Source organism: Sharpea porci (genome assembly GCF_009695655.1).
In the GTDB taxonomy this organism is placed as follows: Bacteria; Bacillota_I; Bacilli_A; order Erysipelotrichales; family Coprobacillaceae; genus Sharpea; species Sharpea porci.
Genome location: NZ_VUNM01000029.1, coordinates 1 through 15,221 on the forward strand (window position 1 = coordinate 1; position 15,221 = coordinate 15,221).

13 protein-coding genes are annotated in these 15,221 nt (G+C 36.5%); all 13 read right to left on the reverse strand.

Translation table 11 applies throughout. The annotated features are described in order from the left end of the window. Positions 1–78: 78 nt before the first annotated feature. A complete protein-coding gene (locus FYJ79_RS10175) occupies positions 79–294 on the reverse strand; it encodes a hypothetical protein (RefSeq protein WP_154517823.1) in 216 nt (71 codons plus the stop codon). 122 nt (positions 295–416) lie between these two features. Continuing rightward, positions 417–1,304, reverse strand: a complete 888-nt coding sequence (locus tag FYJ79_RS10180; RefSeq protein WP_154517826.1) for a LysR family transcriptional regulator — start codon at positions 1,302–1,304, stop codon at positions 417–419. Positions 1,305–1,734: 430 nt separating this feature from the next. Next, complete coding sequence (locus tag FYJ79_RS10185; protein ID WP_154517829.1) at positions 1,735–2,523, reverse strand: ABC transporter ATP-binding protein; 789 nt, start codon at positions 2,521–2,523, stop codon at positions 1,735–1,737. After that, positions 2,510–3,382: an ABC transporter permease gene (locus FYJ79_RS10190; RefSeq protein ID WP_154517832.1), complete on the reverse strand. Its 873-nt coding sequence runs from the start codon at positions 3,380–3,382 to the stop codon at positions 2,510–2,512. Before FYJ79_RS10190 ends, FYJ79_RS10185 begins: the two co-directional genes overlap by 14 nt. Positions 3,383–3,406: 24 nt before the next feature. Beyond that, entirely contained in the window at positions 3,407–4,381 is a 975-nt protein-coding gene (locus FYJ79_RS10195) for an ABC transporter substrate-binding protein (protein ID WP_154517835.1), read from the reverse strand. Positions 4,382–5,034: 653 nt separating this feature from the next. Continuing rightward, positions 5,035–6,516, reverse strand: a complete 1,482-nt coding sequence (locus tag FYJ79_RS10200; RefSeq protein ID WP_154517839.1) for a C40 family peptidase — start codon at positions 6,514–6,516, stop codon at positions 5,035–5,037. Between the two features lie 175 nt (positions 6,517–6,691). Next, complete coding sequence (locus tag FYJ79_RS10205; RefSeq protein ID WP_154517842.1) at positions 6,692–7,396, reverse strand: ABC transporter ATP-binding protein; 705 nt, start codon at positions 7,394–7,396, stop codon at positions 6,692–6,694. A 12-nt stretch (positions 7,397–7,408) separates the two neighbouring features. Beyond that, positions 7,409–8,185: an ABC transporter ATP-binding protein gene (locus tag FYJ79_RS10210; RefSeq protein WP_154517845.1), complete on the reverse strand. Its 777-nt coding sequence runs from the start codon at positions 8,183–8,185 to the stop codon at positions 7,409–7,411. After that, positions 8,185–9,129, reverse strand: a complete 945-nt coding sequence (locus FYJ79_RS10215) for a branched-chain amino acid ABC transporter permease (RefSeq protein ID WP_154517848.1) — start codon at positions 9,127–9,129, stop codon at positions 8,185–8,187. The genes FYJ79_RS10210 and FYJ79_RS10215 overlap by 1 nt, the downstream gene beginning before the upstream one ends. Before the next feature lie 4 nt (positions 9,130–9,133). Further along, a complete protein-coding gene (locus FYJ79_RS10220; protein ID WP_154517853.1) occupies positions 9,134–10,009 on the reverse strand; it encodes a branched-chain amino acid ABC transporter permease in 876 nt (291 codons plus the stop codon). 60 nt (positions 10,010–10,069) lie between these two features. Then, the gene (locus FYJ79_RS10225; RefSeq protein ID WP_154517856.1) at positions 10,070–11,227 is read right to left on the reverse strand and encodes an ABC transporter substrate-binding protein; all 1,158 of its coding nucleotides are present in this window, start codon (positions 11,225–11,227) and stop codon (positions 10,070–10,072) included. Positions 11,228–11,494: 267 nt separating this feature from the next. After that, entirely contained in the window at positions 11,495–14,518 is a 3,024-nt protein-coding gene (locus FYJ79_RS10230) for an FtsX-like permease family protein (RefSeq protein WP_195837073.1), read from the reverse strand. A 1-nt stretch (position 14,519) separates the two neighbouring features. Then, entirely contained in the window at positions 14,520–15,221 is a 702-nt protein-coding gene (locus FYJ79_RS10235) for an ABC transporter ATP-binding protein (RefSeq protein WP_154517863.1), read from the reverse strand.

Here is a 15,221-nt window from a genome sequence, read left to right on the forward strand (position 1 = left end):
GTATTACCTTAGCAATCGATCCTGTCTCATCATACAATTGAAGTGCTTTCTTTTTCTCTTCCTCAGTAAATGACATTTTTATTCCTCCCCGTCATTCCGGGTCCAAGAATTTGTCCGCACCCCCCTATGATGAACATCTTCTAATAGCTGGCTTCTTTGTTTTCTTAAGTGCTGATAGATATTGTTGTTATCTCCATCATCATAATATTCCAGTAAACAATCAACTTGTTGGTGATGAAATCCTATATCAATAAGATTTCTTTCAATTACTTCTCTTGATAAGTCATCATGCATTTTGTTTTCACCTCGCAATCAGTTTATAGCACCCCTATTTAAATATCAAATACCTATATACAATCATTTTATATACCTAAAAGGCATAAATAAAAACTTCCCTCATAAAAGGAAAGTTCTTGTTATGACATTTCTTCAATTGTTTCCTGCACCAGATCTAAAAAACATTGTGATGCTTTAGTAAGAATTTGGTATTTTTTCCAAATAAAGTAATTTTGGACCCTGACTTCTGGCTTAAATGGCTTGTATGTCAATAATGAATCACCCGTTGTATTAATGAGTTGATCAAAGCATATGGCATAACCAAGTCCCTCTTCCACCATTAAGGAAGCATTGTATAAAAGCGTATATGATGAAACAATATTTAGGTTGTCAATATCATTATGAAGCCATTGGACAAGATCATTAAGGCGTTGAAACTCTTTGGATACGATCAATGGCTGATTCTTGATATCTTCAAAGGTAATGCTTTCTTTGTTTGAAAGTTCATCATCTTTTCTCATTAGAACACCCCATTGATGACTGATTGGCAATAGTAGATGATGATATTCAGATAGTTTTGGATGTTCTGTGATTAAGGCAAAATCAATCAGTCCATTATCTAGTTTATCAATGACATCATCACCATTACCACTATGAATATTGAATTTGACATTGGTATATCGACTTTGCATCTTTTTCATTGTCTTAGTGATTACTTTAAGACTCTGTGATTCCCCTGCACCAATATAGATATTACCAGTTATTGATGAATCAGAAGAGGTAATTTCTTTTTCTGTCTTATGGACAAGACTCACAATTTCTTCAGCTCTTTGTCTTAAAAGCATGCCCTCATCCGTTAAAGTAATCTTTTTGTTGCTTCGAATAAACAGTTTCTTTCCTAACTCGTCTTCTAAGTCCTTCATTTGCCTTGATAAAGTAGGTTGCGTAATATGCAATGCTTCAGCAGCCCCAACAATTGTCTCTTCTCTTGCAATAGCTAAAAAGTACTGTAAAACTCTTAGTTCCATGCCCCATCACCTCATTTTTAGTTTATCATATTGTATGCTTTTAAAGCATACAAAAAGTAATAAAAATGGAGACGACTATTCATCGTCTCCTATTTAAAAAGAAAAGATATTCAATGATCATCTTCAATAGACTCTTGAAGCTTTTCATTCCAATACTTACTTTATGGACTACTTCGTACGTCCGATTGAAATTCTATTATGCTTTGTGCAGCTTTACTCTGGCTGCAAAGTCTAGATTCAATACTTTGGCATTTCGTCATGAGATAATCAAACATGTGATAAAAACAATAAAGACTTATTTTGCCATTTGATGATTATGAATATCTTTCTTGTGAGAAGGATTTCTTCCTTCTTTATGACTTTAAGATAGCACAGCATGTAATCGCTTTCAAGCATAATATGAATCTTTTTATTTTATGAAAAAAGGGGATTATGATCCCCTTAAAAGCATTCTATCATTAGCTTCAGATACATCCGTAAATTTATGGACAAGATCTTCAACTTTCATTGTCTTTTTGGCTTCTGCATCAATATCAGCGATAATCTCACCATTATTCATCATCAATATGCGATTGCCATATTTCAATGCATCTTCCATATTATGCGTAATCATCATTGTTGTAAGATGATTCTCTTCAACAATCTTTTGAGAAAGCTTTAACACTTTATCACTAGTAGCTGGATCAAGGGCAGCAGTATGTTCATCAAGAAGCAAAAGCTTTGGTGTAACAAGTGTTGCCATTAATAATGTAAGAGCCTGACGCTGTCCCCCTGAGAGGGTTCCTACCTTTGTATTCAAACGCTCTTCTAAGCCCAGGTTTAAGCGTTTAAGCGCTTCTTTGAAAACAGTATGGTCTTTCTTTGAATAGGGTCTTAATGAGAAATGCTTGCCCCTTGAATAGCTTAATGCCAGATTTTCTTCAATCGTCATATGTGGTGCTGTTCCTCTTAATGGATCCTGAAAGAGACGCCCAATATTTCTTGCTCTGACATATTCTCTTTGATTTGTGATATCAATCCCATCAAGACAAACTTGCCCTTCTGTTATAGGAACATCACCTGAAATAGCTCCAAATAATGTAGACTTGCCTGCACCATTAGAACCAATGATTGTCACAAAATCACCATCATTTAAAGTGAGATTCAAATGCCTGATTGCTTGTTTTTCATTCACTGTGCCCTGATTAAAGATGACATTTAAGTCTTTAACTTCTAGCATTTTTCTTCCCCCCTAATTTTAATTTTGTCGAGCTAATAGCAATAACGACAATGACAGCTGAAAGTAACTTCAAGTCACCTGATGTAATACCGACCTGTAAGGCAAAAGTCAGTACGAAGCGATAGAAGATTGCCCCGATAACTGTGGCAATAAGCGAGATGAGAACTTTTTCATTCTTGATAAATGTTGTTCCAATAATAATTGAGGCAAGACCAATAACCATCATCCCAATACCAGCTGTAATATCTGAATAAGTCTGTTGTTGCGTATAGAGTGCTCCTGACAAGCCAACAAGACCATTGGCTAACGATAAGCCAATGAGTTTCATTTTATCTGTATCAATTGAACTTGCTCTTACCATATCTTCATTATCACCGCATGCTCTTAATGCTAAGCCAAGCTGTGTCTTCAAGAAATAGTTTAAGAGTAAGACAATAACAATGACAAAGATAAACAATACTATAAGTGTTCCATAGCTTGTTATTTGATTAATATTTGTAAAAATTGTCTTTGAATCAAGAAGCGAAATATTAGGTTTGCCATCCATGATTCTTAAATTGATAGAATAGAGTGCTGTTTGTGTTAGAATACCAGCTAAGATTGCATTAATCTTAAGCTTTGTAATCAACAACCCTGTTACAAGACCAGCTAATGCCCCAGCGACAAACGCAAGTATCAGTCCTAGAACTGGTGAGCTAGCAACAGTAACAATGGCTGATACAGCACATCCTGTTGTAAAAGATCCATCAACGGTAAGATCAGGGATATCCAGGACTTTGAAAGAGATATAAAGTCCTAGCGATAGAATAGAGAAGATTGCCCCTAATTCTAATGCCCCTAATATAACAGTAAGATTCATTTTCAATTACCCCTTTATTTCTAACTACATTTCAATATATTTCTTATCTTTTGTGATGCTATCAGGAAGCTTAATACCATCCTGTTCAACTGTTTTCTTGTTGACATAGATATTTAAGTTTGATTTATAAACTTTAACAGGCAAATCAGCTACTTTCTTTCCTTTAAGCACTTTATCTGTCATACGAGCTGTTTCTTTACCTAATTCTTCATAATCAATACCAACAGTAAGTAAGCCGCCATCTTTAACCATTGAATCAGCACCTACATAGTAAGGAATTTTTGCTTTAGCTGCTGTGGCACCAGCAACGCTCATTGCTGAAGCGACTGTATTGTCATTTGGAGAGAAGATTGCATCACATTTGCTTGCTAAAGCATTGACAGCTGACTGAACTTCATTGACTGAAGCGACTGTTGCTTCTTCACTCTTAATGCCTTTCTTATCTAAATATGCTTTAACATTCTTGATATTTGTCACTGAGTTTGTTTCACCCTTGTTATAAAGCAAGCCAATTGTTTTCATATCAGGCTGTACTTCTAGCGCCTTATCAATAATCTGATTGACCTGGACCTCATCACTTGTACCTGTCATATTCTTATCAGGCTTCTCAAGTGAGCTTGTCAGTTTTGCCCCTACAGGATCACTAACTGCCGAGAAAATAATAGGTGTCTTGTTGGCAAGCTTTGCGACAGCCTGAGCTGCTGGTGTTGCAATCGCTACAACAGCATCCATATTCTTGCCCTGAAAGTCATTAGCGATAGAAGCAAGTGTATTGCTATCACCCTGACCATTCTTAAATGTATATTCGATATTGTCACCATCTTTATAGCCAAGTTTTTTCATTTCCCCATCAAAGGCTTTCTTGATTGTATTAAGTGACGTATGATCAACAAGCTGAATAATACCTACCTTCTTTGTTTTTGAAGATGTTCCCGCACCACAACCTACTAACATAGAACTTACTAATGCAACTGATACTAATGCTTTTAATGATTTCATATTTCTTTCCCTCTTCTTTTCTTTAAAATGTTTTTTCAATAATGACTATTGTAAGTTCCACCATCGTTTCATCTCTGCGTCCTCCTTGTTTATCTCCCCAATAAACAAAAAACACCTATCCTATAAAAGGACAGATGTATAAGTCTGCTATACCACCTTTTGGTTTTTTGGGGAATGCCATCACATTCTTGTCATATAACGGCGACAACCGTCAAAGGATACTCATTGCTTTTCCCCTTTGCCCTCACAGGTCCATTTGAAAGTGCGTCAATACCAGGCTTCCACCACTCCTAGCTCTCTGTGCTTGCGTTTACTAACGTTATCTCCTGCTCTTAAGTTTACTTGATACTAACATGCATTAATAAGTATGTCAAGATATTTTTCTTATTTCTAAATTGATAGGTGCATATTTCTATTTATCTAAATTATCCCATATCATTTCATTGTATTTAATAATAGATGAACTCAGGATAGTGCTTATAATTAGATGTAAATTGATAATTCCTCTCTCAGCATTGTTTATATTATGAAAATACCATATCTTGTTTCAATAATGAAGTGAATCATTTGATTCTTTTCTGTGATATTTGATGACAGCTTACTTGCCTATGACGAAAAAAAGAGTTCTTCTTTCAAAGAACCCTTCGTTATTTTTATCTACCTGCACCTGCATAGTGTGATGCATAGTAACCTGAATTTAAGCTAGATACTGTTACGCCCGTTCTTTCATTAGCAGCATGAATAAACTGACCACCACCAATATAGATACCTACATGGGAAATACCTGCTTTATAAGTATTGCTGAAGAATACTAAGTCACCTGGCTGTGGTGAAGAAACTCTAGATGTTGCAGAGTACTGTGCAGCGGCAGTTCTTGGCAATGATTTACCATTAGATCTGTAAACATAGCTTGTGAAGCCTGAGCAGTCAAAGACATTTGCTCCGCTTGCCCCAAAGACATATGCTGAACCAAGTTTGCTTCTTGCCGTCCCAATGATACCTCCGCCATTAGCATTTGCTCCAGTCGCGCCTTTTGCAGCCTGTGGCTGAGGTTTAGCTTTGACTGTGACATTCAAGGTATTTGATGCACTATTACCAGCATTATCACTTACTGTATAAGTCACAGTATAGCTGCCTGCTTTTGAAGCATTGACATTGGAATTCACCTGTACTTTGCTTGTAACATCGCCATCCTTGTTATCAGTCGCATTTGATAAATAGCTACCAGCATTAAAGGCTGTGCCTTCTAAGAATTCTACACTAGACTTACTTAATGTAATTGTAGGAGCATTAACATCCTTCACATCAACAGTAAGTGCTACAGGCTGTGCGCTATTACCATTAGCGTCACTTACTTTAGCCTTAATACCATAAGTGCCTTCCTTGCTTGTATCTACATTGCCTTCAACTTCTACCTTAGGATTTGTATCTAAGTTATCAGCAATATTTAAGTAATCCGCAATATTAAACTGTGATCCATAAGCTACTGTTACATGATCACCATTCTTATAGGATACAGTTGGTGCCTCTTTATCCGTAACCGCAAACTGCAATGCTTTTGTTGTTGTATTGCCAGCATTATCCGATGCTGTCACATTGATTGTCTGGACACCCACTTTTGTTGTATCAAGTTCTTTATCAGCTGTGATGAATGGTGTTACATCACCATCAACATTATCAACAGCCTTAATATAATCTTCTAGCTTATTGCTGCCATTCGCATTCACATCAATTACATAGCCACCAGAGTTCTTAGGTGTAATAACAGGTGCTTCTTTATCGACAACTTCAACTTCCACAACTTTCTTTGTTGTATTGTTGAACTGATCAGTAGCTTCAACCTGAACATTATATGTACCAAGCTGCTTCTTGTCGAATGATGTTGTATCTATTTTTACATCTAAATCTTCTGATTTATCTCTGTTATCTGTGATTTCAAAATCTTTTGCAGAAAGATTTGTCCCATATAAGACTTGTACTTTATTTGATAAAATTTTTGGTGCTTCACGATCTGCTGCTGCATAACCAACAACACCAAAAGCTGAAATAGCGAATAATGGAAGGAACATAGCTTTACGTTTCATGACTTTATCATTGATGAGAACGTTTAATTTTGAAGCGATTTCTTTATCCATAATTGTTACCTTCTTTCTTGAAACTACAATCTTCATTATAGTGATTCTTAAGAAATTGTCTAGTATTTTCTTAAGGTTTTCTTAAGGTATTGATATTATGTTGATTTTATCGCTATTTTTTGATTAAGATTTTTTTAAGAATTCTTAAGAAAAAAGAAGTGCTTTAGCACTTCTCTTATCCTAAATAGGCTTCTTTAACACGTGGGTTACTAGCTACTTCCTTAGCATTACCAGAAACAGTAATTTTACCTGTTTCAAGAACATAGGCCTTATCAGCAATGCTTAATGCTTTTGTCGCATTCTGTTCAACAAGAAGCACTGTGACGCCTTCTTCTTTATTGATTGTCTTAATGATATCAAAGATTTCATTCACTAGAATTGGTGATAACCCCATTGAAGGTTCATCAAGAAGTAGAAGCTTTGGCTTATTCATAAGCGCACGGCCCATTGCGAGCATCTGCTGTTCACCACCGGAAAGCGTTCCTGCAAGCTGTTTACGACGTTCAGCAAGACGTGGGAAGAGTTCATAGACATGTTGCATATCTTCGTCAATCTTATTGTCATTTCTTAAGAAAGCACCCATTTCCAAGTTATCTTCAACAGAAAGCTGAGCAAAAATACGTCTTCCTTCTGGAACCTGTACAAGATGTGTAGCTACAATCTTATGTGCTGGCATCTTACTGATATCCTGCCCATCAAAGATAATTTCACCTGTTTTTGAAGTCAATAATGAACTGATGGCATGAAGTGTTGAAGTCTTGCCGGCACCATTTGCCCCAATCAGGGCAACAATCTGGCCTTCTTCAACTTCAAGATTAATATTTTTTATGGCATGAATAACACCATAATGAACATTAAGATCTTTTACTGTCAATAACATAAGTCTACCTCCCTAAGCATCATTGCCCAAATAAGCCGCAATGACATCTGGATTATTTTTAATTTCATCAGGTGTACCGAATGCTAAGACAGTCCCAAAGTTCAATACACAAATCTTTTCACAAATACCCATGACAAGTTTCATATCATGTTCAATCAATAGAATAGCAACAGAGAATTTTTCACGAACAACTTTAATCGTTTCCATAAGTTCTGCTGTTTCAGTAGGATTCATACCGGCAGCAGGCTCATCAAGAAGCAATAAACGAGGAGATGTAGCAAGCGCACGAGCAATTTCAAGCTGACGCTGTTTACCATATGGCAAATTACACGCTTTAACATTCGCGAACTTTTCTAAGTCAAAGACACGTAACAAGCTGCGTGCTTCTTCATCCATAGCCATTTCTCCTTTGAAATAGCTTGGTGTATGTAAAATACTGGCAAGTAATGAATATTGATGAGAATGATGTAAGCCCACCTTTACATTATCTAGCACTGTCATATCTTTAAACAAACGAATGTTTTGGAAAGTACGAGCTACACCCATCTGTGTGATCTGAGTTGGTGAAGAGTGGTTAATTGTCTTGCCATCAAGCAAGATTTGGCCACTTGTTGGCGTATAAACACCTGTTAAGAGGTTGAAAATTGTTGTTTTCCCGGCACCATTAGGTCCAATAAGACCAAAGAGCTGGTTGTTGTCAATAGAGAAATTGAATTCATCAACAGCCTTCAATCCACCAAACTGGATTCCTAAGCCTTTTGTCTGTAGTAATGGTTTTCTTGAACTCATTATTCTTCTACCTCCTCTCTCTTTTTCAACTTTGGTAATTTAGCACGTAAGGCAATACCTGCATCACTGTTCTTTAAGAGCATGGCTGCAATTAAGACAATAGCATAAATAAGCATACGATATTGTGAGAAACTGATTAATAATGAAGGAATGATAGTTAGAGCTACAGCCGCAATAATAGAACCAGGTAAATTACCCATACCGCCAAGAACGACCATAACTAAGATTTCAACAGATTTGTTGTAATCAAAGTATTTTGGAACAAGAATAGCAATGTAATGAGAATAAAGACCTCCAGCTAAACCAGCAAATAAAGCTGAAATAACAAAAGCCAATATTTTATAATAAGCAATGTTGATACCAGTTAATTCAGCGGCTGTTTCATCTTCACGAACAGAGATGATCGCACGACCATGTCTAGAATGGACAATAGAATATACAACAAAGATTGTAATAACAGCAACTAAATAAACAGCGAGGAATGTTGTATCTGAAGGTGTACCAATAAGACCTTTAGATCCATTGGTGATAGAAAGGTTAACAATGATGACACGAATGATTTCATTGAACGCTAAAGTGATGATACAAAGATAGTCACCTTTTAAACGCAAGATTGGGACACCAATCAATAAACCAATAAAGCCAGCTGCAAGAGCCCCAATAATCAGTGTTAAAACGAATGGTAAATGGGCATACATAGAAAGCAAAGCTGAGACATAGGCACCAACAGCCATAAAGCCAGCATGACCTAATGTTAACTGTCCAAGATAACCAGTTGCCAAGTTAAGTGAAACAGCTAATGTGACATTAATTCCCACGAGCATTAAGATTCCTTGCCAATAACTATTAATAATACCTGTTGTAAAGCCAATCGCAAAAATAGCATAAACAACAATAGCTAGAACAAGCGCTGTAATGAGTTCACGAATAAGTTTTTTCTTCATAAGCCTACACCTTCTCTCTTACATTGCTGCCAAAGATACCAGCAGGTTTAATTAATAGGACAAGAATCAAGATACCAAATACAACGGCATCAGAGAAATCAGATGAAATATAAGCAATTGTCAATGATTCCGCAACCCCCATTAGCAAGCCACCAACCATTGCTCCTGGAATCGAACCAATTCCACCAAGAACGGCAGCGATAAAGGCTTTAATACCTAGCATCTGACCAATATAAGGGTTGATGATGGAGAATTTTGCACCATAGATGACACCAGCAAGAGCACCTAAACCAGAACCAATCGCAAAGGCTAAGGAAATTGTTGTTGAAACATTGATACCCATTAATTGAGCGGCACCTTGGTCTTCAGATACAGCACGCATAGCCTTACCTAATCTTGTTTTATTAATGAAGAAGAGGAGAATACCTGTTGCGACAAAGGAAACAATCAAAGTAATAATGGTAATATAAGTAATGGAAAGACCACCAATATTAATAGCACCTTTTGGCATAATCTGTGGGAATGTTCTTCCTGATGAAGTAAAAATCATATAGAAGACATTCTGTAATAAATAAGAAACACCAATGGCTGTAATCAAGACTTCAAGAGAGCCTTTTCCACGCAGTGGCTTATAGGCAACCTTTTCTGTCAACACACCTAAAAGTGCAGTTAAAATAATAGAAAGTATAACAGCAACAAGAGCAGGTAAATGCAAGAAGCTCATACCAACATATGCAAAATAAGCAGAAGCCATGATGATTTCACCATGGGCAAAGTTAATCATTTTACCAATACCATATACGATTGTATAACCGATGGCAACGAGTGCGTACATCGATCCCGTCGAGAGACCATTGATGACCTGATTAATAAAATCCATAAAATCAATCCTTTCTAAAAAAATAAGGGAGAACAAGTCTCCCTATTAAGTTAATGACCCTTATTGTACTGTTACGTATTTACCAGCTTTAACTGTTACAACAGACATTTCTTTCTGTGGATTATGATCCTTGTTGTATTTAAATCCACCACATGCAGCTTCATCAGATTTTACATCAACTTTAGCTAAAGCATCAGTAATCTTCTTAGAATCTGTTGATTTAACTTCATTGAGAACTTTCATCATAACATTTAATGCATCATATTCCATTGCAGCGAACATATTTGGAGTTGCATTGTATTCAGCTTTATAAGCATCTACGAATTCCTTTGCAGGACCGCTTGTTGCATCTTTGTCGAAGCCTGAAACGAAATATGTATCTTCAAAGTTAGTAGCGTTAACACCCTTAACGTCAAGGATACCATCCCAGCCGTCACCACCAAATAATGGAACATTGACACCAGCATCTCTTAACTGTTTAGCAATAGCAACAACAGATTCATAGTAATCTGGTAAATAAACAGCATCAGCTTTAGAATCCTTTACTTTCTGAACGAATGTAGAGAAGTCTTTTGTATTTGCATTGTAAGCACCAGCATAAACAACGTTGACATTCTGGTTCTTAGATTCTGCTTTGAAGGCATTATATAAGCCTGTAGAGTAATCAAGTTCCTTGTTATATAATGCAGCAACATTCTTATAATGGAATTTTGTATTACATAACTTAGCTAAGTAAGTACCTGCATATGAATCATTTGTACAGATTCTGAAGACATTTGGATAAGCTTTCTTAGTAGATGGATCAATTGTGAAGCTATCACCTGATGCAGATGGAGCTAAGATTGGTGTACCATTCTTACTTGCAGCTTTAGCAACAGCGATTGCTGATGCAGTAGTAACTGGTGAAAGAACAGCAGTTACCTTATCATCATTGACTAACTTGTTATAAGCGTTAACAGCTTCAGTAGCATCAGCCTTATCATCATAGTAATAAGCCTTAATCTTTGTACCATGCTTACTGTTGTACTGCTTAATAGCTAACTGTAAAGCGTTCTTTACGGCAGTACCATACTGTGAAGCATCACCTGTTAATGGACCAATGAAACCAAACTTAGGAGCCTTCACTGTACCATTGCTTGTTGATTTTGTTGCATTACCGCCACAGCCTACTAACATTGAGGCACATGCGGCAATCGCTAATACTTTCTTGAATTTCATAACAATTCCCCCTCAAATCATTTTTCGTATGACATCATTATACTTAGTGATCATAAGATGTCAACCCAAATACTCTACTATTTTTACTTTTTATCTAAAATATTTTCATCAATTTGTTATTTTACGAACGTATTGGATATTTTTGTATTGATTTTTAAACAATTACTACATATAGAGTGTAATGTAACTGCATACATCAACCTAAACTCATGAATAAATATTTCCTTATTTATGATTATACAAAAACAGAGACATCGTCAGATGTCCCTATTCAATCGATTTAAGAGATTCAACCATATCTACACGCCTTAAGACATGGCGCATGGTGAGATTGATGAAATAATCAAAAAGTATTGTGATCATAAAAGCGATGAGGAAAACAGTAAGGTGAATTGAGCGAATGAAGACTGTTGCCTCAAATTCTACCTGATGGATAATAAAGCCATGTATCGCTATTCCAAAGAGAAATCCAAGAACCGCCCCAGTCAAAGAAAGAAGAATATTCTCTCTAAAGATATAATCATAGTATTCTCTTTTTCTAAAGCCCAAGACTTTAATTGTCGCAATTTCACGTTTACGTTCTTCAATATTGATTGTAGTAAGGTTATAGAGAACAATGAAATCAAGCAATCCGGCAAAGATGATCAGGATGGCAATGACAATATCCAATGAAGAAAGACGATTTGCAAAGCTCTGACCACTTGCTTTAAGATACTCAATTGAGCCTAGCTGATCCTTTTTTAAGCGTTCTGAAAGCAGGTGTCTATTTGTCTTATTGTTATTGATAAAATTGACATAACCTGTATTCGTCATGTAGGTCTTCTGAGTCAGTTTTTCATAAAGCGTCTTGCTCATAAAGCAGAGATGGCCATAATAGTTCTTCATGATACCACTCACCTTTACCTCATATTGCTCATCACCAATTTTAAGATATAGGCGATCACCTTTTTCCATGCCTGTCAATTCACTTGCCTTTTGACTGATAATAACCCCTTCATCATCCAATGTAAGTTTTTTACCATTTAAAGACTGGAAATTGATGAAGTTATAAAGATCATCGGATGAGGCATAAACATTAAGTGTCGTATCTAGATCCTTACGGTTAGCAAGCATATGAATATAGCTAGAAGAAAGCATTGTCATGTTTGAAAGACCTTCTTTTTCAAGCGTCTTGATGAGTTTCGTGCTTTCTTTAAGATTACGTTTTTCATTAAAATGAATCAGTGCATCATATTGATAAACATCACCATATTGTAAATCAACAATACCTTTAACAGAGTCTTTAATACCAAACCCAGTAATAATAAGTCCCGTACAGCCTGCAATACCGATAATACTCATAAAGAAACGAGCCTTATAGCGCATAATATTACGCAATGTCACCTTTTGATTAAATGAAAGCCTACGCCAAATAAAAGGTATTCTTTCCAAGATTATGCGCTTACCTATTTTCGGTGCTTTTGGACGCATCAGGCTAGCGGGCATTTCAAATAGCTCACGACGACAGACAACAAGTGTGACAGCACTCGTTACACCAACGGACAAGAAGATTGTCAATAAGCTGACAGTCATTCTCTGTACAACAACATAATGATTAATATTAAACATAATATAATAATAGAGATAGAGAATAATACGAACAAAGAATTGATTTCCTAATACTATTCCAATTATACTTGCTGGGAAAGTTGCTAATAGGGCATAACAAAAATATTGTTTCATGACATCTAAGTTACTATAGCCTAGTGCTCTTAATGTACCATTGTATTCTCTTTCCGACTCAACCATACGATACATGGCCGTTAATGAAACAAGTGCCCCAACCAAGAAGAAAATAAGCGGAAAGACATAGGCAATAGCCTTGATGGCAGTAATATTATTTTGGTAATTCATTAAGCCAATATGATCTTCTGCACTGAAGGTATAGATTGTGCCTTTTGGTACTTCATTTACTTTTCCTTTGGCATCATCGAGCTGCTTTTTAGCATCCTCTAGCTTAGCTGAAGCTTCATCTAATTGCTTAGAACCTTCAATTTCTTGCAATGAAAGGTTTGCCTCTTGAATATTTAAATCATGAACTGCCTGATCAAGCTTAAGTTTTGCTTCTTCTAAAGCCTGATTGCTTGAAAGAATCATTGTTGTTGCACCAATGCTTTGTGTAAGCAATGCAATCTGCTTTGTGATTGAAGCCAAAGCTGTTCCATTTTGCATTGCTGCAAGATCTTGCATCTGGCTTTGAAGAGACTGTTGTAACGAAGCCATTGTTTTTGACAGTTCTTGAAGTTTCTGTGTCGTGTCCTGATTATTGTTATTGATTTTGGCTTTCTGGTTGTAATATTCTTTTTCTTTGTTGCCAAGAGTGATTTTTGCTTGAAGAAGCTTGATTTTAGCATCATTGATTCCACTCTTGAAGTCAGTTTCTTGCTTCTGATAGCGTGCTTTGGCATTTTCATAATCTTGGTTAGCATCATCGTACTTTTTCACAATATCAGCACTTAATTCTTCATAGAGCTCTTCATGACGAGTCGTTAGAAGTGTATGTATCTTGCTGTTCTTTAAGGCCGTCTGTTCCTTATAGTCATCAGAAAAGATATTGACTGGCATGTTATCAAGCTGAATGTTAAGGGTGTTATAAAGTTGCTCTTTTTTACGTAAATCAACAAGCTTATTATTTAAAGCCAACGACTTAGCACCATTGTTTGTCATCAAGATAAAGCCGTGATTTGTTCCATCACCAAGTGTATTGATACCACGATCAGCACTCGAGATATACCTTATATCATCAATAATGCCTACAATCTTATAATCCTTCGTACCATTATCATTGGATAATATCACAGTCTTATTTAATGCAAAGTTTTTACTCACAAGCTGACGATCAATCATTACTTCATTGTCTTCTTTCGCATATCGCCCCTTGATAAGCTTGGGGGCATTTAAAACATGCTTGTCATAATGATCAATCGCATGGACACATACGCCTTTTTTCCCGGCACCATCTTTCAACAAGGCATCAAACTGATAACCCGGTTCAACCTTCTTGATATCTTTAAGCTTATTCACAGCTTCAATATCATCTTGATCAAAACCTAGAGTGGCAATATAGGTGAGATCTGCAAAATGTGCCATTTGGGCATCCTTGCTGACGCTTGCTTCCATGCTTGCTGGAGTATTACGCAATCCTGAAAATAGCGAAGCACCAAGTACAATAATCATAAAAATCGAAAGAAAACGCCCAAAAGATTGCTTTATGCTGCGGTTAAGGGCTTTTCTTAGTAATGTTTTTTTCATCTTACCATTCAATCTGGCTGACTGGTAAAGGTGTCTTGTTGACATATTGGTCTATAACTTTACCATTTTTAAGACGTATGACCTGATCAGCCATTTTTGCAATCTCTAAATTATGTGTAATGACTACAACTGTCATATGATAATCATCACACATTTCCCGCAGCAATTGTAAGATTGCTTTGCCTGTCTGGTAATCAAGTGCACCCGTCGGCTCATCACAAAGAAGCAATTTTGGATTTTTCGCAATAGCACGGGCGATGGCAACTCTTTGTTGCTCTCCTCCTGACAACTGGGAAGGAAAATTATTTGCCCTATCTGCAAGACCAACGCGCTCGAGAATATCCTGGGGAACAAGTGGCTTTTGGGAAATCTGCGTTGCGAGTTCAACATTTTCAAGTGCTGTTAAATTCATGACAAGGTTATAGAACTGAAAAACAAAGCCTATGTCATTACGACGATATTCTGTTAATTGGTTTTCATTAAAAGCCGCAATATTTTCACCATCAACAAGAATCTTGCCCCTTGTAGGCTGATCCATGCCTCCAAGCATATTCAGCACAGTTGTCTTGCCAGCGCCACTTGCCCCAACAATAACGACAAACTTCCCTTCTTCAATAGTGAAATCAACACCATCATTGGCCTTAATCACAGCTTCACCCATATAATACTCTTTAACAACATTCTTAAATGTAATAAGACTCAT